Below are 17565 nucleotides of genomic sequence, written 5' to 3'. Positions count from 1 at the left end.
CGGGCGTCAGGTCGCAGCCTGGGCGCGGTCGGCCAGGCCCCTGGCGATCTCCGCGTTCAGCGCCTTCACCGCGGCCGCCGGGCCGTCGCCATAGCTCCACACGCCCGAGGAGACGGCCAGGAAATCGGCCCCCGCGGCGGCGAGGCCGCGGGCGTTGTCGACGGTGATCCCGCCGATGGCGACGCAGGGCGTCTCCATGGTCTCCTGCCAGATGGTCAGGATCTCCGGATCGGCGCGGGTGGGCGCGTCCTTGGTGGTCGTCGGGAAGAACGCGCCGAAGGCCACATAGTCGGCGCCGGCCTCGGCGGCCTCCATCGCCAGGTGGCGGCTGTCGTGGCAGGTCACCCCCACCATCCGGTCCTTGCCCACCAGGCGGCGGGCCTCGGCGTAGGAGCCGTCCTGTTGGCCGATGTGCACCCCGTCGCAGCCGAGGCGGGCGGCGAGGTCCGGCCGGTCGTTCATGATCACGGCCACGTCGCGGGCGTGGGCGATCGGCATGATCATGTCGGTCGCCGCGGCGATCACCTCGTCGGGGACGTCCTTCAGGCGGATCTGCAGGGCGGCCACGTCGCCGGCGTCCAGCGCATGGGCGAGCGCGTGGCCGAAGCCGGCCAGGTCGTCCAGGCGGGGCGGCGTGATCAGGTAGAGGCGGCAGGCGGGAACCATGGGCGCTTCTAGTGCCCGTGCTCGGCGCACGGCAAGCGTTCAGCGGGGCTCGGCGTCGGCGGCGGGCTCGAGCGCGGGGCGCGCGGCCAGGCGCAGGATCAACAGGCCGCCCGCGACGAACAGGGCGAAATAGGCCGCCCACAAGGCCAGGGTCGCGATCGAGAGCTTGGCCAGCTCCGGGGCGGCCGCGCCCAGGCGGCCCAAGGTCCAGCCGAAGACGACCGCCAGCAGGCCGACCGCGCCCATGGCCAGGCACGAGCGCAGGAAGACGCGCGAACGCTCCGGCCCGCCGCGCCGGCGCTCCAGCCAGCCGGCCCACAGGGCCAGCCACAACAGGCTCACCCCCAGCAGGGCCTCGATCTGCAGGGTCAGGGCCTTGGGCCCGCCGATCAGGGCGGCCAGCGGCGAGGTCCAGGGCAACTCGCCGATGAGCAGGCGCAGCATCGCGCAGATCGCCAGCATGCCGACGGACATGCGCAGCGCCATGGCGCTGGCCGTCTCGTCCGGCTCGCGCAGCAGCCGCCAGGCCGACACCGCGCCCACGGTGAGGGCGGTGGACAGGAAGGCGCCCAGCGCCAGTTGCGCCGTACGCTGATAAAGCATGGGGGCCGGAGCGTGGGCGGCGGCGTCCAGGCCGACGATCCAGGCCAGCAGGGCGAGCAGCGCGGCGGCCATCAGGCCGGTGGCCAGCACGTGGGTCGGCGCGCCGATCCGTCCGCGGCCGAACGTCATGGCCGCCAGCAGGCCGCCCAGCGCCACGACGATCGTCGCCAGTTCAGAAGCCGACCAGCCCCAGCCCAGCGCGCGGCCGAGCGCCAGCATGACCACCACGCCGAGCGCGAAGCACACGGCGAAGATATGAACCCAGAAGGCGTACAGGGTGCGGAACGTGGGATTGCGCGTGACCAGCCACAGCCCCTCCAGCACCGCCAGATAGCAGGCCAGGCCGAGCGCCAGGCTCGGGAAGACGAGCTGCACCGCCACGCCGAGGACGGCGTACGACGGCGACGGTGACAGGATGGACGCGTCCATGAACGCCGGCCCCAGGCAGCTCGCCCAGCTCGGCCGCCGGGCGCGCGGACTCTCCGTCAGAACCGCCCGCCGCGCGAATCATTCCCGAGCGACATAGGGTCGCGCGGCTCATCAATGAGAACGAGTTGCAAAAGCGATCTCATTTGAATACATGGGAATCAGCATCGTCGGAGGATCGGGTCGTCGTGTACGTCTGCAACTGCAACGGCATTCGTGAGCGTGAAGTGCGCGCCGCCATCGAGGCGGGCGCGGCCCGTCCGGCCGAGGTCTTCAGGCATTGCGACGCCCGGCCCCAGTGCGCGCGCTGCGTCTGCGAGATGCGCGACATGATCGAGGACCAGGCGCAGGCCCTGCGCTTCGCCGCCGAATAGCCCGTCCGCGCCGCGGGTCGGCGGACGAACTTTCAAACGACATTTGGCTTTGACAGGACGGGAGCCTCGCCGGAGGTTGCCGTTACGTCCAATCCGAGGAGCCGCCCATGCAAGGCGACAAGACGATCATTCGGCTGCTGAACGCCGTGCTGACCAACGAGCTGACCTCGGTGAACCAGTACTTCCTGCACGCCAGGATGTACGAGAACTGGGGCTTCAAGCGCCTGGGCCAGATCACCTACGAAGAATCGATCGGCGAGATGAAGCACGCCGACAAACTGATCAAGCGCATCCTGTTCCTGGAGGGCCTGCCCAACCTGCAGGACCTGCACAAGCTGAAGATCGGCGAGAGCGTGCCCGAGTGCCTGGCTTCGGACCTGTCCCTCGAGGTGAAGGGCCGCGCCGACCAGGTCGAGCTGATCAAGCTGGCCGAGCAGTCGGCCGACTTCGCCACGCGCGAGATCGTCGCCGACATCCTCACCGACACCGAGGAGCACATTGACTTCCTGGAGACCCAGCTCAGCCTGGTGAAGTCGCTGGGCGAGCAGAACTACCTGCAAAGCGCCATGGGCGAGATGGACGGCGGCGAGGGCTGACGTCCCGCGCCACGGCCTGGCCGGGCCGTCCGCGCCACGTTCCCGACCCCGACGTGCCTCAGCATCCGGACGCCGGAGCGCATTTGCGGGGCGAAAACGCACATGTTTCCGTCTGGCGGGCTTCGGCGGCGGCGCCGACGTTGCAGGCGCGCCTGCGTTGCCGAACACGTTTGCGTGTACTACGGGATCAGGCATGGCGGACGACCAATCGCCTCAAAAGCCCCAACGGTCGCGACACCGCCGCTTCTTCTGGCCGGGCGGGCTTTCCGCGCGCCTGCTGATCCTGACCGTCCTGTTCGTGGTGTTCGCCGGCATGCTGGTGCTGCCGCCGACGCTGGCCGCCTTCGAGGAGCAGTGGCTGCTGGACCGGGTGCGGGCGGCTGAACTGGCCTCGCTGGCCACGGACGTGGCCCCCGACCGGGTGGTGAGCGACCAGGTGGCCGGCCAGCTCACCGACGCGGCGGGCGTGCAGTGGGTGGCGATCCAGAGCGAGGGCATGCGCCGGTTGGTGCTGCGCGGCCCGCACCTGGCGCGGGCGCCCTATCTGGTGGATCTGCGCCACCAGGCGCCGGGCTCGTGGCTGGCCGCCCCGTTCCAGACCCTGATGGGCGGCGGCGAGCGGATGGTGCGGGTGGTGGCCGAGCCGCGCTTCCGCAAAGCCGACTTCATCGAGATCGTCGCCCCCGACGCCGAGCTCTATCGCAAGCTGCGCGCCTATCTGGTGCGCCTGCTGGGCATCACCGCCTTCGTCTCGGCCATCGCCGGCGGGCTGGTCTACCTGTCGCTGAACATCTTCCTGGTGGCGCCGATGCAGCGCATCACCCGGGCCATGGAGCGGTTCCGCGCCGATCCGGAGGACCCGCGCGCGCGGGTGGAGCTGTCGGGCCGGCGCGACGAGGTGGGCCGGGCCGAGATCGAGCTGGCGCGCATGCAGGCCGACCTGCGCGTGGCGCTGAACTCGCGCGCGCGCCTGGCGGCGCTCGGCGAGGCGGTGGCCAAGATCAACCACGACCTGCGCAACATGCTGACCAGCGCCCAGATCGCCTCCGAGCGGCTGGCGGCGCTGGGCGATCCCAAGGTGAGCGAGGCCCTGCCGCGGCTGGAGCGGGCGCTGGACCGGGCGGTGAAGCTGGCCTCGGGCGTGCTCGCCTACGGCAAGACCCAGGAGCCGGCGCCGGAGGCCCGTCCCGTCCCGCTGGCCGACGCGGTGGAGGCCGCGGCCGAGGAGGCCAGGCTCTCGCCGGAGGGCGTACGCCTCAACAGCCATATCGGCGCTCGCGTGCAGGTGCTGGCCGATCCGGACCAACTCCACCGCATCCTGGTCAACCTGATGCGCAACGCCCGCGAGGCGATCGAGCAGCAGGGCGCGGGCCGCAGGGGCGCGGGCGAGGTGAAGGTCGGCTTCGAACAGGCCGGCGAGATGAGCCTGGTGCGGGTGGGCGACAACGGCCCCGGCGTGCCCGAGCGGGCGCGCGAGCGGCTGTTCCAGCCGTTCTCCGGCTCGAACCGGCCGAACGGCGCGGGCCTGGGCCTGGCCATCGCCCGCGAGCTGGCCCAGGGGCACGGCGGCGACCTGGTGCTGGCGGCCACGGGGCCGGAGGGCACGACCTTCGAGCTGCGCCTGCCCGGCGCGCCCGAGCCGCGGCCCGTGCAGCGGCGGCGAGCGAAGAAGCCGGCGTGACCTATAGAAGATTGCCCTTGCGCGACAGGTAGTCGGAAATGGCCACGTCGGCCATCTTCGCCGCCAACAGATACCACTCCTTGCCTACGGTCTTGCGGTCGACCCACTTGTTCACGAGGTCCTTGACGTCTTCAGCGACGGTGATGACTTCGCCCACCCCGGGGACGTAGTGCAGGGGCTTGACGCACCAACTCGCCACTTCGAACACCTTCTCGGCCTTGCGGCCGGCCTCGGCGCGTTCGTGCGCCTCTTGCATGGCGTGCAGCAACGCCCGCTGGGAGGCTTCCGTCGCCGCCTCGCCGATGACTTCGGAGACCTGGCGCGCGTAGCGCCGGATCTGGGGATCGCGCTTGACGGCCGCCATCGCCAGGGCGTCGGGCGGGGAGAAGTTGAGCAAGCCCGCGGCGAAGTCGTCTCCCGCGAGCACCTTGCCCGTCAGGTCGGGCATGGGATGGGGGGATGCAAGGCCCGTGCGTGTCAGGAACTCTCCGATCTCCTGCAGCACGCGGCAGTCCGGTTCGCTGAGCACGAGGAAGGCTCCCGTGTCCGCCGCGGCCCTCACATGCAGCAGCAGGCGGCACAGGTAGTGGTGGCCGACCTGCCTTTGCAGCTCGTCCCGCCGTTCCTCGATGGCCCGCCTGGCTTCGGGTTCCAGGGCGCCGAGTTCGAGGCGCGAGACGTGAATCCAGGACTCCGTGGACAGCGCGCCATTGTCCAGGAGGATGTCGGCGAAGGCGATGGCGTCCCTGTCCCACTCGCCGCCGCCGGGGTTCGCCTTGCCATTGATCTCGACGTTGAGGCTCTGCGCCGTCAGCTCCGGCGGATCGTTGCTGTCGATGGCCAGCGCCCAGTCGATCGATGGAACGATCACCTCGTCGGCGACGGCCAGGAAGGTCGCGGCCCGGTCGAAGTAAGCCTTGGGCGTCTTCCTGTTCAGGCAAACATAGTAGGGATGGGTGGTCGCATTGCGGTCGGGCCGGATCACGGCGTCGCAATAGTGGACCAGCGCCGTTTCGAAGTAGCCGCCCAGGATCGCCTTCATGTCGCGCGCGCCAACGTGAGGTTGCGACAATGGGCGCAAATAGGGCGCGCGTGTAGCCCGAACCGCATCGCAGGCTTCCGCGCGGCTCCGATGGCGCGGTTGTGGGCGCGAGCCCTCAGAAGCCGATGGCCACGCCCTCGCGGCGGGGGTCGGCGCCGCCTTCCAGGCCGTTCGGCGTGGCGATGATGGCGTGCAGGCCCGAGCCCTCGGCGCCGGCGCCGTTGGTGAGCTTCACCCCCTTGGCGGCCAGGCCCTCGACCACCTGCGGCGGCATCTTGTCGACCTCGGTGCCGTAGATCGGGCCGCGGGCCACCATGTTGGGCAGGGCCATGGCTTCCTGCACCGGCACTTTCCAGTCAAGCATGGCCACCAGGCCCTTCAGCACGTAGCCGAGGATGGCGGTGCCGCCCGGCGAGCCCACGGCGGCGTAGAAGCGGCCGTCCTGGCTGAGCACGATGGTGGGCGACATGGACGAGCGGGGGCGCTTCTTCGGCGCCACGGCGTTGGCGGCGGGGGCGCCGTCCTTGTCCTTCGGCAGCCAGGAGAAGTCGGTGAGCTGGTTGTTCAGGAAGAAGCCGTCGACCATCCGGCCCGAGCCGAAGATGCTCTCCACCGTGGTCGTCATGGACACGGCGTTTCCGTACTTGTCGACGATGACCATGTGGCTGGTGCCGCCGGGCTCCAGGGTGGCGTCGGGCGCGCGCACGCCGGCGCCCTTGGGCTTGCCGGGCGCGGGCGGCGGGCCGGCGGTCGGGCCGATCAGGGCGGCGCGGGCCTTCAGATAGGCCGGGTCGAGCAGGCCGGCGACCGGCACGTCGACGAAGTCGGGGTCGCCCATGTAGCGGTCGCGGTCGGCGTACATCAGCCGCTCGGCCTCGGCGAACAGGTACCAGCCCTCGGCGGTGTCGGGGCCGTGGGCGGCGATGTCGGTGTTGGCGAGAATGCCCATGCCTTCCAGCACCGCCGGGCCGCCGGAGGGCAGCGGCGGGGTGCAGATCACATAGACCCGGTAGGGCTCGCATTCGGCCGGGCCGGTCTTGGGTGCGTAGGACTTCAGGTCCTCAAGCGTCATCGTGCCGGGACGCGGCCCCTCGTGCAGGCGGTTGACGATGTCCCGGGCGATCTTGCCGTCCAGGATCGCCTTGGGCCCTTCCTCACCGATCAGGCGCAGGGTGGCGGCGTAGGCCGGGTTCTTCAGGATGTCGCCGGCCTGGTACTTGGTCCCGTCGGCCTTGGTGAAATAGGCCTTCACGTCGGGCGCGGCCGATTGCGGGAAGCGGTCGGAGGCGATCATGCCGGCCAGGCGCGGGCTGACCACGAAGCCGTCGTCGCCCAGCTTCTCGCCGTCGGCGAACAGGTCCTTCCACGGCAGCTTTCCGTGCTGCTGGTGGGCCAGGTAGAGCATGGCGATGGCGCCGGGCACGCCGGTGGAGCGGCCGCTGAGCACGGCCTCGCCGTAGGTGAGCGGCTTGCCGTCGTCGTTGAGGAACATCTCGGGGGTGGCGCCGGCCGGGGCGGTTTCGCGGCCGTTGTAGGCGATCACCTTCCTGGCCTGGGCGTCGTAGAACACCATGAAGGCGCCGCCGCCGACGCCGGAGCTCTGCGGCTCCACTAGCCCCAGCACCGACTGCACCGCGACCGCGGCGTCCACCGCCGTGCCGCCGGCCTTCAGCACCTTCACCCCGGCTTCCACCGCCAGCGGATTGGCCGCGGCCACCATCGCCGTCGGGCCGGCGGGCTTGGCCGGCGCGGCCGCCTGGGACGGCGGGGGGGCGGTCTTCGTGGCGGGCGTGGCGCAGGCCGTGACGGCCAGGGCGAGGAGGAGGGCGGGCAGACGCGGGATGTAGCGCACGACGATCACTCGAACCTGTGGAACCGGCGCCACCATAGACGGCTGGAGCTTCGCCACAATGCCTGAGGCCCGCGCCCGGCCGCATCGGCCGCGAGCGCCCGCCGCCGCCGCGTCCGCGCCGCGATGGCGGGCGCCGCCGGCGTGCAGAGACCGTATGGCTCGCCCCATGCGCGAGTGATAGAACGCCGGTCTGGGAATTTCGGAGGAACGACGATGGGTTGGGCGCGGACGGTTGCGGCCTTGGCGGCCGCTGCGGCGGCGGGGAGCGCGGGCGCGCAGACCCGCCAGGAGGTGACCGGGCCGGTCGCCGTCTACTGGATGAGCGCGCAGACCACCTCCGGCATGGCCGGGCTGATGGGCGGCGCGGGCGCGCCGGGCCAGCCTGGCGGGGCGCGCCGGCCCTCCATGGGCGCGATGATGGGCATGATGATGGGCGGCGGCATGGGCGGGCCCGGCGGCTTCGGCTCGGCCCAGCACAGCCTGACCCTGCAGCTCGGCTCCACCCGCACGGCCCAGGGCGCGCCGAGCGCCGAGCATCTGCCGCCGCAGGGCCTGGGCGCGGGCGCGAGCCTGCCGCTGGTCACGCCCACGGCGCAGCCGGCGCAGCGCGTGGAGGAGGAGCCGGGCCTGCCGCCGCAGTACCAGAAGCCGCGCGGGCGGATGCTGATCTTCTGGGGCTGCGGCGAGCACGCCGGCCCCGGCCAGCCGCTGGTGATCGACTTCTCCCAGATGACGCCCGACGCGTTGAAGGCCGGCAAGCTGCCGCCCGGCTGGGAGGCGATGTCCAAGGGCCTGGGCGTGACGCCCATGCGCCCGCCGGCGCCCGGCCGCTACGCCACCTACGGCGAATGGCCCAATCCGCGCGCCCAGACCAGCGTGCCGGCGCAGGGCTCGCTGGTCGGCGCCCATACGGTGCGCGGCGACTATTCCCCCGACATCAAGTTCGACCTGACCGCACAGCAGGACTTCCTGGCCCCGCTGCGGCTGTCGACGACGACCACGGCCTCGGGCGGAGGGATGTTGGGCTGGGGGGCGATTCCGGGCGCCAGGGCCTATCTGGCCACGGCGATCGGCGGCGGCCAGAACGACACGGTGGTCCTGTGGACCTCCAGCCAGGTGCAGGCCTCGGCCTTCTCCCTGCCCGACTACATCAGCCCCGCCGAGATCGACCGGCTCGTGGGCCAGAAGGCGCTGATGGCGCCGGACACGACCCAGTGCGCCCTGCCGCGCGAGGTGGTGGCCGCCGCGCCCCAGGCGATGATCCAGCTCGCGGCCTACGGCGGCGAGGCCAACTTCGTCTATCCGCCCCGGCCGGCCGATCCCAAGCAGCCCTGGAACCAGCAGTGGCAGGTGAAGGTGCGCTACCGCTCGGCGACCAGCACGGTGCTGGGCATGGACATGGGGGCGATGGGCGGCGGCGACGAGGCGGGCCCGCCGCGCCGGCGCTTCGGCTTGCCGGGGATGTAGCCGGGCCTGGCGCGGGGCCGGCGGGGCGGCCGGAAATTTCCTCGCCGCCCCGGCTTGCGCTTTTCCCCATCCCCGACTAGGTTCCGCGCCCTCGCCGCAAGGCGGTGCGCGCCCGTAGCTCAGCTGGATAGAGCATCAGACTACGAATCTGAGGGTCGGACGTTCGAATCGTTCCGGGCGCGCCATTTCTTCCCCCAACAGCGATCTCTTCGCGCCCCCGCCGCCGGCGAGCGTGACGCGGGCGTCACCGTGGGTTAGCTTCGCGCGCGATTGAAAGGCGTTCGCGCCGGGGGATGAGACGAATGGGACCAGCGGACGAACGCGTCGACGTGGTGATCGTGGGGGCGGGGCTGTCGGGGATCGGCGCGGCGCACCACCTGAAGACCCATTGTCCGGACCGCAGCTTCACGATCCTGGAGGGGCGCGAGGCGATCGGCGGCACCTGGGACCTGTTCCGCTATCCGGGCATCCGCTCGGACTCGGACATGTACACCCTGGGCTATTCGTTCAAGCCGTGGACCGAGGCCAAGGCCATCGCCGACGGGCCCTCGATCCTGAAGTACATCCGCGACACCGCCGCGGCGGACGGCACGGACCGGGCGATCCGCTTCGGCCACAAGGTGGTGCGCGCCGACTGGTCGACCGACGAGGCGGCCTGGACGGTGGAGGCGCGCAAGGCCGACGGCTCGACCGCCAGGATCGTCTGCAGCTTCCTGTTCCTGTGCGGCGGCTACTATTCCTACGAGGGCGGCTATTCGCCGGAGTTCCCGGGCGCGGCCGATTTCAAGGGCCGCATCGTCCACCCGCAGGCCTGGCCCAAGGACCTGGACTACAAGGGCAAGAAGGTGGTGGTGATCGGCTCGGGCGCCACGGCCGTGACCCTGGTGCCGGAGATGGCCAAGGACGCGGCGCACGTGACCATGCTGCAGCGCTCGCCGACCTACGTCGTCTCGCGCCCGGCCGAGGACAAGGCGGCCAACGCCCTTCGCCGCTGGCTGCCGCCGAAGCTGGCCTACGCCCTGGTGCGCTGGCGCAACGTCTTGTTCGGCATGTACTTCTTCCGCGTGGCGCGCAACCGGCCCGAGCAGGTGAAGAAGCGCATCATCGGCATGGTGCGCGAGCAGCTCGGCCCGGACTACGACGTGGAGACCCACTTCACGCCCCGCTACAATCCCTGGGACCAGCGGCTGTGCCTGGTGCCGGACGCGGACATGTTCGACGCGATCAAGTCCGGCCGCGCCTCGGTGGTCACCGACCACATCGACGCCTTCACCGAGACCGGCATCCGGCTGAAGTCGGGCCAGGAGCTGGATGCCGACGTCGTCGTCACCGCCACTGGCCTCGTGCTGCAGGCGATGAACGGGATCGAGCTGTTCGTCGACGGCGCCCACGTCGAGCCCGGCAAGGTGCTGAGCTACAAGGGCATGATGTACGAGAACGTGCCGAACCTGGCCTCGGCCTTCGGCTACACCAACGCCTCGTGGACGCTGAAATGCGACCTGACGTGCGAGTACGTCTGCCGCCTCTTGAACCATATGAAGGCCACTGGACTGCGGCAGGCGACGCCGCGCAACGACGATCCGGAAATCGGCCAGGTTCCGTGGCTGGACTTCTCGTCGGGCTATGTGCAGCGGGCCATGGACAAGTTCCCCAAGCAGGGGACCAGGGCGCCCTGGAAGCTGCACCAGAACTACGCCCTGGACCTGATGAACCTGCGCTACACGCGGGTGGACGACGGGGTGATGAAGTTCACCAATCCGGCCGGCGCGGCCAAGGCCGAGGCGCGCGAGGCCGCTTAGCGGCCGCCCGCAGGCGGAGAAGACGCCTAGCCTCACATGCGTGGGTTGGGTAGTTATCGGCTCGGCTACTGGGACGCCGAGTCAGTGTGAATGTATGATCCGAGACCGACTTCCGGCTCTTGTTGATGCTGCCAACAAGCGTGGATTGGAGATCGGGCCGCTGAACCGGCCGATCGTGGCGCGGGCCAACGGGCCGATCGAGTACATCGACCGCGCCTCACGGGAGGAGCTGCAGCAGACCTACGGGAAGAACGCGGACGTCGATCCCAACGAGATCGTCGAGGTCGACCACGTCTGGGGCGACATGCGCCTGATCGACTGCGTCGGCGGCCAGCGGATCTACGACTATCTGATCGCCGCCCACGTCATCGAACACGTCCCGGACCTGGTCGGCTGGCTGCGCGAGATCGCCGAGGTGCTGGTGGACGGCGGCCTGGCGGCGTTCATCATCCCGGACAAGCGCTACACCTTCGACGTGCGCCGGCGCACTAGCAGCGACGCGGAGGTCGTCGACGCCTACGTCCGCCGCCAGCGCAGGCCCAGCGCGCGCCAGGTGTTCGACTGCTTCCACAACTTCAAGAACCTGACACCGCACGAAGACCCCTCGCGCTCGCCGCCCGACGGCGGCTCGCCGGAGCGGGCGCGCGAACTGTTTGGGCTCTGCGAGCACATCGAGGCGCACGGGGAGTATGTGGACGCCCACTGCTGGGTGTTCACGCCAAGGTCCTTCCTGCAGGCGCTCAGCCTGGCCAGCCAGCTCGACCTGCTGCCGTTCGAAGTGCTCGCCCTGGAGCCGACGGCGCCGAACGCCGACGAGTTCCTCGCCATCCTGCGCCGCTCGCCGGACGGCCGCTCGAAGGAGGCCCAGCGCCAGGCCTTCGAGGCGAGCGTGCGCGGCCTCGATCTGCCCGAGGAAGACTCCCTGGACACGCTCGCCGAGCTTCAGGCTTTGAGGGCGGAGGCTCGCAAGGCGACGGCGCGGGCGGCGGCGATCGAGGCGTCGACGAGCTGGCGGATCACGGCGCCGCTGCGCGCCGCGGTGATGTTCACGCGCCGCCTGAAGCGCCGGGCCGCCGCCGGCTGATCGCGCCGGGGCTCAGGCCTGGCGCCGCCACGGCTTGATGCGGCGTGAGACCGGCGCCAGGCGGTAGTCGCCATAGCGGACGTCGAAGTTCGGCCCGAAGAACGGGTCGTTGTCCAGCAGTTCGCCCCAGCACTGGCGCATGTAGGCGATCTCGCGCTCCGCGCGGGCCTTGGCCTCGGGCTTGACGTCGGTCCCGCGGCTGGCGCTTTCCATGTGGTAGAGCTCGGCGTGCGGCGTCCAGACGATGTCGTAGCCGGCCTCGCGGATGCGCAGGCAAAGGTCCACGTCGTTGAAGGCCACGGTGAGGTTCACCTCGTCCAGGCCGCCGACCTGGTCGAAGATCTCCTTGCGCAGAGCCATGCAGGCGGCGGTGACCGCCGAGCAGTTCCGCGCCACGCGCAGGTGGCCGTAGTAGCCGGTGTCCTCGCGCGCGGCGGAGGGATGCAGGTGGCCGGCCACGCGCGGGCCGTCGTGCGGGCCCACCCCCAGGATGACGCCGCCGTGCTGCACCGTGCCGTCCGGGTAGAGCAGCCGCGCGCCGACCGCGCCGATCTCCGGGCGCACCGCCTGGGAGACCAGTTCGGCCAGCCAATGACCCTCGATCACCTCGATGTCGTTGTTGAGCAGCAACAGGATCTCGCCCCGCGCTTCGGCCGCCGCGGCGTTGTTCAGCGCCGAATAGTTGAACGGGCCGGGGCGGCGCAGCAGGCGCACGCGCGGATCGGCGGTGAGCTTCTGGAAGAGGGCCTCGGTTTCGGGCTCGACGCTGCCGTTGTCGACGACAATCAGCTCCAGGTTCGGATAGTCGGTCTTCTGCAGGACGCCCTCGGCGCACGCGGCGAGCAGCCTGGCGCGGTCGCGGGTGGGCACGATGATCGAGACCATCGGCGCCGGGTCGGGCAGGGGGCGGCGAACCTGCAGCCAGGCCGGCAGCTCCGGCTGGTTCTCGACGGTCACGCCCTCGGCGCCGATGCGCTGCAGGTGCTCGGTCACGGCCAGGCGGGCGGCCTTGGCGCACTGGTCGAGGAAGCCCTCGGAGAAGGACGCCTCGGCGGCCTGCTGGCGCCAGTGGTAGAGCACCGCCGGGATGTGGCGGATGCGCTCGGCGCTGGTCTCCTCGATGGTGCGCAGGGCCAGGTCGTAGTCCTGGCTGCCCTCGAAGCCGATGCGCAGGCCGCCGATCTTCTGAAGAATGCTGCGCCGGTAGACCCCCAGATGGCTGATCATGTTTTGGGTCAGGAACAGCTCGGGGTTCCAGTCGGTCTTGAAGTGCGGCTCGAAGCGTCGGCCGTTCCCGTCGACCTTGTCCTCGTCGCTGTAGATCAGGTCGGCGTCCGGATGGGCGTTGAGCTCGACAGCCACCTCGTAGAGCGCCTGTTCGGGCAAGAGGTCGTCATGGTCCATCAGGGCGACGAACTCGCCCGTGGCCAGCTCCAGGGCCGAATTGGTGGCCGCGCTGATGTGGCCGTTCTGATCGCGGCGCACGACCTTGATCTTCGGATTGCGCCGGGCGGCCTCCTGCAACACCCGCCACACGTGCGGCTTGGGCGAGGCGTCGTCGCAGATGCAGAGCTCCCAGTCGGGATAGAGCTGGGCTTCCACCGAGGCGATGGCCGCCTTCAAGAGCGCTTCGTCGGTGTTGTAGGCCGGCATGACCACGCTGATCAGCGGCTTGTAGCCCAGACGCTCGATGTGCGAGCGGATCGCCGCGCGGTCGGCGGCGGTCAGGGTGTCGTTCTCGGCCACCCACTGGCCGTAGTCCTCGGTGGCGTAGCCCTTGGTCGCCAGGGTGAAGTGCAGCAGACGGGCCACCGGTGGGAACACCTGCAACGCCTTGGCCAGGGCGTGGGCCGGCGCGTGGACGACGGGGTTCGCCCGCAGCGCCTTGCGCAGGTTCAGGAGCCGCTCGCGCGTGGCGTCCGTGTAGAGGGAGCTCATGGGCCTCCGGTCTTGCAGTGTGCGGGCCGCGTCCGCCTTTGGCCGGCGAGCTGGGCGGTTTCGTGTCCTGCGCGGACAGATTCGCGCGACCCTTTATCGCATCCGAACGCGGTTTGCGCGGCCCCTTACGGCGCGCGTCGCTCGGCGGCGGCGTAGACGGCGTGTTCGAGCGGGAAGGCGGCCTCGTGCCGGGCGCGGAAGGCGGCGAAGTCGCCGGCCGGGTCGCCCTTGCGGAACGCGTCGCTGGCGCGGTTCACATGGACCGGCGGCGGGGCGGACTTGCCCAGGGCCTCGGCGAGGCCGGCGAGCGAGCTGTCGTAGCGTTCGACGAGGCCGACGAACAGGAATTGCGGGCCGAAGGGATCGGCGGCCTGGCCGGGGGCGATCGCCCAGGGAAGCTGCGCCAGGAACGAGAACGGATCATCGCCCGCCTCGGACGCCTCGCGGCGGCGCTCCAGCCAGGTCTCGAAGGTCGGATCGTCGTCCAGGTCGGGGACCAGCACGCCGGAGCGCTTCTGGAAGTGCAGGTAGCGCCACAGCGAGACGAACCGGTCGAAGGGCTCGCGCAGGAAGGTGATGAACTGGTCGGCGGCCGGGTAGTAGTCGAGCGCGCCGATGCCGCGCAGGCGGTTGAAGTGGCCATGCACGCAAAGGCCCGGGCGAGGGGCGTGGCGGATCGGCGGCTCGCCTTGGTCGCCGCGGTAGTGCAGGGCCAGGTCCTGGCCGAACCAGCCGGCGAGCGCCTCGCGCAGGCTCGAGCCCGCGGTCTTCGGGATGTGCAGCGAAACGAGAAGACGGCCGGGATCGTACATGCCTGGGTCGTTCATGGAGCGCCCGGCCCGCTCAGGGCGCCAGGAGCTCGTCTAGCTTGCGGATGTCCATGATCGGCGAGGCGACGCCGGAATCCAGACGCATGACCTTGTTGCAGTAGAGGCGCAGCAGGTCCGCCTCGTGCGAGGCGAGCACCAGGATGCCGGCCCGCTCCACCAGGTCCAGCAGGCGCTTGTGGGCGAGCTTCTTGAACTGGGCGTCGCCGACGGCGATCCACTCGTCCATCAAGAGGACGTCGGCCTCGACCGCCGTGGCGACCGCGAAGGCCAGGCGCGCCTGCATGCCGGCCGAATAGGTCTTCATCGGCATGGCCAGGAACGGGCCGAGGCCGGTGAAGTCGGCGATCTCGTCCATCTTGGCTTCGATCTCGCGGGACGAGAGCCCGGCGATGCGGCCGCGCAGGCGGATGTTGTCGATGCCCGTGGCCGAGGGGTCGATGCCGAGGCTGAGGTCCAGCAGCGAGGCGATGCGGCCGTTTACCTCGATCTGGCCCTCGTCGGGCTCGTAGGCGCCGGAGAGCGCGCGCAGCAGCGTGGTCTTGCCCGAGCCGTTGTGGCCGATCAGGCCGAGCCGGTCGCCGGGGCGCAGCTTCAGGTTCAGGTCGGAGATGGCGGTCACTTCGGTGGCGCCGGCGCCGCGCGCCAGCTTGCCGCCCACGGTGACGCGCGCCAGGTGCTTCTTCAGCGACTTGGCGTCGACCCCGTAGACCGGGAAACGCATGGTCAGGTCGGTGACCGTGATCGAGACTTCTGGCGTCATTGCGGGCGTCATAGATAGTGCACGATCCGCCGGCGGGTCAGGCTGAAGACGGTGAAGGTCACGGCCCAGCCGATCAGGGCCATCAGCACCAGCACGGCCCAGGTCAGAGAGTCCACGCTCTCGCCGAGCAGCGGGCCGCGGACCGCCTGCAGGATATGGTAGAAGGGATTGAAGGCCAGGAAGGCGTGGCGCTGGGGGAAGGCGTCGGTCTTCCAGAACACTGGCGTCATGAACATGGCGAACTGGGTCACCGACATGACGAGCTGGGGCACGTCGCGGAACCGCGCCGAGGCGATCCCCATCAGCATGGCGATCCACGACAGGTTGGCCAGGACCAGGACCATGCCGGCCACGGCCAGCGGCAGGTTCAGCTTGCGCCAGTAGCCGTACCAGATCAGCACCGCGACGATGATCACCAGGTGGTGGCCGAGGTTGATCAGGTTCCGCATCACCGTTCGCCAGACGAAGGTGAACATGGGCAGCGAGGTCTGCGACAACACGTTGGCCGCGCCGGTGAAGGTGGCGCAGCCCTCGTTGATGGTGGTGGTCACCGTGCCGAACAGCACGATGCCGAGGGCCACGTAGGGGATGTAGTCGTTCAGCGGGATCTTGAAGAGCTGGGCGTAGAGCAGGCCGATGCCGCCCACCATCAGGCCCATGCTGAGCGTGATCCAGAACGGGCCGAGGATCGAGCCGCGGTAGCGCGCCACCACGTCGGCCCAGGCCAGCGACCAGGCCAGGCCGAGCCTGTCTACGGAGGCGCGCAGGTCGCGCAGCGCCATCACGAACTCGAAAAGGGTTCCGCGCCGCCCGGTGCGCAGCATGTGTTGTGCGGTCTGCATCAGGTCTCCCGGCCGAGGGCGCTGGTAACAGCCGGACTATTGCGGCGCAAGCATGGCGCGGGCGCGGCCGGACCGCGCGGCTTTGCAACGTTTCGGTCGCGTGATAGCCGGGCCTTGAAGGTCCAGCCCCGATGTCCGCCGCCGAACAACTTCCGCGCCTGGAGGCGTATCGCCAGCCCGAGCTTCGGCTGGAGGGCGCCGGCGTGTGGATGGTGGTGCCCTGCTATCGGGTGAAGGACCACGTGCTGGACGTAATCGCCCGCGCCCCGGCCTGGGTAGAGGGCATCGTCTGCGTCGACGACGCCTGCCCCGACGGTTCGGGCGATTTCATCGAGGCCCACGTCAAGGACCCACGGGTGGTGGTGATTCGCCTCTTGGAGAACCAGGGCGTGGGCGGGGCGACCCTGGCCGGCTACGCCGAGGCCGACCGGCGCGGGGCGCGGATCATGGTCAAGGCGGACGGCGACGACCAGATGGACCTGGGCTACATGGGCCAGCTCGTCGCGCCGATCCTGATGGGCGAGGCCGACTACGCCAAGGGCAACCGCTTCACCTCGATCAGCCACCTGCGGCCGATGCCCAGGGTGCGGGTGTTCGGCAACGCCGCCCTGAGCTTCGCGGCCAAGGTCTCCACCGGCTACTGGACCATCTTCGATCCCACCAACGGCTTCACCGCGATCGAGGGCTGCGTCGCCCGGCGGATCATGGAGCGGCGGGTCTCCCGGCGCTTCTTCTTCGAGACGGACCTGCTCTACCACTTGGGCGCCCTGCGCGCGGTGGTGCGCGACGTGCCGATCCCGGCGCGCTACGGCGACGAGGTGAGCAACATCCGCATCGGCTCCATCGTCGGCCCGTTCGCGCTGAAGCACCTGACCAACTTCGTCCAGCGGGTGCTCGGCCAGTATTTCGTGCGCGACTTCAACGTAGCGAGCCTGGAGCTGGTCTCGGGCCTGGCGGCGGTGGCTTTCGGGGTGGGCTACGCCCTGCACTGGCTGGCGATCCGCCATCCGGGCCAGGCGGCCTCGGCCGGCGTGGTCATGGCCGCCTCCCTGCCGCTGATCATCGGCGTGCAGCTCCTGCTGCAGGCGATGAACTTCGACGTGCTGAATGCGCCGTCCCACCCGATCCATCCCTATCTGCGGGCCGTCGAGCGGATGGAGGCGGAGGCGCGCCGATGAGCCCCAAGGACCTCGCCCTTTGCATCGGCTTCGCCGTAGCCCTGCCGATCGGCCAGGTGATGTTCAAGTGGGCGGCGCTCTACGGCGCGCGGCTGGAAGGCCCACTGCTCGTGAAGCTGGTCCAGAACTGGCCGCTGATGATCGCCTTCGCCTGGTACGGAGCGAGCGCGCTCTTGTGGGTCTACATCCTGACGCGGGCGCCGCTGAGCGTGGCCTATCCCATCGCGATCCTCGGCTCCGGCCTGGTGCCGTTGCTCGCCTGGGCGGTGTTCCGCGAGCCGCTGAGCTGGAACCTCGCGGGCGGCTACGCCCTGATGCTGGCGGGCCTGTTCCTGACCCAGCGCGGCGCGGCCTGACGCGGCCCGCAGATTCCGGCGGCGGAAGCGGCGCGCGGTGCTAGATTGCCGCCGCCGCGCAGGGAGGCGAG

16 protein-coding genes and 1 tRNA gene are annotated in these 17565 nt (G+C 70.3%); 9 read left to right on the top strand and 8 right to left on the bottom strand.

Annotated features, from left to right (window positions below):
- Positions 1-6: 6 nt before the first annotated feature.
- Together thiE and ACE3TA_RS10325 are read right to left on the bottom strand one after the other, a co-directional pair.
- Complete coding sequence (gene thiE / locus ACE3TA_RS10330) at positions 7-666, bottom strand: thiamine phosphate synthase (protein WP_374573247.1); 660 nt, start codon at positions 664-666, stop codon at positions 7-9.
- Between the two features lie 39 nt (positions 667-705).
- Positions 706-1698, bottom strand: a complete 993-nt coding sequence (locus ACE3TA_RS10325; RefSeq protein WP_374573245.1) for a cytochrome ubiquinol oxidase subunit I — start codon at positions 1696-1698, stop codon at positions 706-708.
- 185 nt (positions 1699-1883) lie between these two features.
- On the opposite strand from ACE3TA_RS10325, the gene ACE3TA_RS10320 reads away from it, so the two are divergent.
- The 3 genes from ACE3TA_RS10320 to ACE3TA_RS10310 all read left to right on the top strand — a co-directional run bounded on the left by ACE3TA_RS10320 (position 1884) and on the right by ACE3TA_RS10310 (position 4346).
- Positions 1884-2069 (top strand): bacterioferritin-associated ferredoxin, encoded by a 186-nt coding sequence (locus ACE3TA_RS10320; RefSeq protein ID WP_374573243.1) that lies wholly within the window; start codon positions 1884-1886, stop codon positions 2067-2069.
- 107 nt (positions 2070-2176) lie between these two features.
- Positions 2177-2665: a bacterioferritin gene (gene bfr / locus ACE3TA_RS10315; RefSeq protein ID WP_374573241.1), complete on the top strand. Its 489-nt coding sequence runs from the start codon at positions 2177-2179 to the stop codon at positions 2663-2665.
- 193 nt (positions 2666-2858) lie between these two features.
- The gene (locus ACE3TA_RS10310) at positions 2859-4346 is read left to right on the top strand and encodes a sensor histidine kinase (protein WP_374573239.1); all 1488 of its coding nucleotides are present in this window, start codon (positions 2859-2861) and stop codon (positions 4344-4346) included.
- Position 4347: 1 nt separating this feature from the next.
- On the opposite strand, the gene ACE3TA_RS10305 is transcribed toward ACE3TA_RS10310, so the two are convergent.
- Together ACE3TA_RS10305 and ggt are read right to left on the bottom strand one after the other, a co-directional pair.
- Positions 4348-5388, bottom strand: coding sequence for a hypothetical protein (locus ACE3TA_RS10305; RefSeq protein WP_374573237.1), 1041 nt, complete (start codon positions 5386-5388; stop codon positions 4348-4350).
- Positions 5389-5503: 115 nt separating this feature from the next.
- Complete coding sequence (gene ggt / locus ACE3TA_RS10300; protein WP_374573683.1) at positions 5504-7240, bottom strand: gamma-glutamyltransferase; 1737 nt, start codon at positions 7238-7240, stop codon at positions 5504-5506.
- Between the two features lie 213 nt (positions 7241-7453).
- On the opposite strand from ggt, the gene ACE3TA_RS10295 reads away from it, so the two are divergent.
- From ACE3TA_RS10295 to ACE3TA_RS10280, 4 genes are all read left to right on the top strand, one after another.
- Positions 7454-8707: a hypothetical protein gene (locus ACE3TA_RS10295; RefSeq protein WP_374573235.1), complete on the top strand. Its 1254-nt coding sequence runs from the start codon at positions 7454-7456 to the stop codon at positions 8705-8707.
- 108 nt (positions 8708-8815) lie between these two features.
- Positions 8816-8892: transfer RNA gene (locus tag ACE3TA_RS10290), tRNA-Arg, on the top strand.
- Between the two features lie 117 nt (positions 8893-9009).
- Entirely contained in the window at positions 9010-10506 is a 1497-nt protein-coding gene (locus ACE3TA_RS10285) for a flavin-containing monooxygenase (RefSeq protein WP_374573233.1), read from the top strand.
- A 94-nt stretch (positions 10507-10600) separates the two neighbouring features.
- Entirely contained in the window at positions 10601-11590 is a 990-nt protein-coding gene (locus ACE3TA_RS10280; RefSeq protein ID WP_374573231.1) for a methyltransferase domain-containing protein, read from the top strand.
- A 12-nt stretch (positions 11591-11602) separates the two neighbouring features.
- Here the strand turns inward: ACE3TA_RS10280 and ACE3TA_RS10275 are convergent, their stop codons facing one another.
- The 4 genes from ACE3TA_RS10275 to ACE3TA_RS10260 all read right to left on the bottom strand — a co-directional run bounded on the left by ACE3TA_RS10275 (position 11603) and on the right by ACE3TA_RS10260 (position 15960).
- On the bottom strand, positions 11603-13528 hold the full coding sequence (locus tag ACE3TA_RS10275; RefSeq protein WP_374573229.1) for a glycosyltransferase family 2 protein: 1926 nt from the start codon (positions 13526-13528) through the stop codon (positions 11603-11605).
- 125 nt (positions 13529-13653) lie between these two features.
- Positions 13654-14355 (bottom strand): hypothetical protein, encoded by a 702-nt coding sequence (locus tag ACE3TA_RS10270; protein WP_374573227.1) that lies wholly within the window; start codon positions 14353-14355, stop codon positions 13654-13656.
- A 16-nt stretch (positions 14356-14371) separates the two neighbouring features.
- Complete coding sequence (locus ACE3TA_RS10265; protein WP_374573226.1) at positions 14372-15118, bottom strand: ABC transporter ATP-binding protein; 747 nt, start codon at positions 15116-15118, stop codon at positions 14372-14374.
- 8 nt (positions 15119-15126) lie between these two features.
- A complete protein-coding gene (locus tag ACE3TA_RS10260; RefSeq protein ID WP_374573224.1) occupies positions 15127-15960 on the bottom strand; it encodes an ABC transporter permease in 834 nt (277 codons plus the stop codon).
- Positions 15961-16091: 131 nt separating this feature from the next.
- On the opposite strand from ACE3TA_RS10260, the gene ACE3TA_RS10255 reads away from it, so the two are divergent.
- A complete protein-coding gene (locus tag ACE3TA_RS10255) occupies positions 16092-17138 on the top strand; it encodes a glycosyltransferase family 2 protein (RefSeq protein ID WP_374573222.1) in 1047 nt (348 codons plus the stop codon).
- Positions 17135-17494, top strand: a complete 360-nt coding sequence (locus ACE3TA_RS10250; protein ID WP_374573220.1) for a hypothetical protein — start codon at positions 17135-17137, stop codon at positions 17492-17494. The genes ACE3TA_RS10255 and ACE3TA_RS10250 overlap by 4 nt, the downstream gene beginning before the upstream one ends.
- The last annotated feature ends 71 nt before the right edge of the window (positions 17495-17565 follow it).

Source organism: Phenylobacterium sp. (assembly GCF_041916435.1).
GTDB lineage: Bacteria > Pseudomonadota > Alphaproteobacteria > Caulobacterales > Caulobacteraceae > Phenylobacterium.
The sequence above is the reverse complement of the archived record's forward strand: the minus strand, read 5'-3'. Positions and strand labels throughout refer to the sequence as shown.

Bases quoted from the DNA above. Each gene is read 5' to 3' on its own strand.
- thiE (WP_374573247.1), bottom strand. From the start codon at position 666: ATGGTTCCCGCCTGCCGCCTCTACCTGATCACGCCGCCCCGCCTGGAC.
- ACE3TA_RS10325 (WP_374573245.1), bottom strand. From the start codon at position 1,698: ATGGACGCGTCCATCCTGTCACCGTCGCCGTCGTACGCCGTCCTCGGC.
- bfr (WP_374573241.1), top strand. From the start codon at position 2,177: ATGCAAGGCGACAAGACGATCATTCGGCTGCTGAACGCCGTGCTGACC.
- ACE3TA_RS10310 (WP_374573239.1), top strand. From the start codon at position 2,859: ATGGCGGACGACCAATCGCCTCAAAAGCCCCAACGGTCGCGACACCGC.
- ACE3TA_RS10305 (WP_374573237.1), bottom strand. From the start codon at position 5,388: ATGAAGGCGATCCTGGGCGGCTACTTCGAAACGGCGCTGGTCCACTAT.
- ACE3TA_RS10295 (WP_374573235.1), top strand. From the start codon at position 7,454: ATGGGTTGGGCGCGGACGGTTGCGGCCTTGGCGGCCGCTGCGGCGGCG.
- ACE3TA_RS10285 (WP_374573233.1), top strand. From the start codon at position 9,010: ATGGGACCAGCGGACGAACGCGTCGACGTGGTGATCGTGGGGGCGGGG.
- ACE3TA_RS10280 (WP_374573231.1), top strand. From the start codon at position 10,601: ATGATCCGAGACCGACTTCCGGCTCTTGTTGATGCTGCCAACAAGCGT.
- ACE3TA_RS10275 (WP_374573229.1), bottom strand. From the start codon at position 13,528: ATGAGCTCCCTCTACACGGACGCCACGCGCGAGCGGCTCCTGAACCTG.
- ACE3TA_RS10270 (WP_374573227.1), bottom strand. From the start codon at position 14,355: ATGAACGACCCAGGCATGTACGATCCCGGCCGTCTTCTCGTTTCGCTG.
- ACE3TA_RS10265 (WP_374573226.1), bottom strand. From the start codon at position 15,118: ATGACGCCAGAAGTCTCGATCACGGTCACCGACCTGACCATGCGTTTC.
- ACE3TA_RS10260 (WP_374573224.1), bottom strand. From the start codon at position 15,960: ATGCAGACCGCACAACACATGCTGCGCACCGGGCGGCGCGGAACCCTT.
- ACE3TA_RS10255 (WP_374573222.1), top strand. From the start codon at position 16,092: ATGTCCGCCGCCGAACAACTTCCGCGCCTGGAGGCGTATCGCCAGCCC.
- ACE3TA_RS10250 (WP_374573220.1), top strand. From the start codon at position 17,135: ATGAGCCCCAAGGACCTCGCCCTTTGCATCGGCTTCGCCGTAGCCCTG.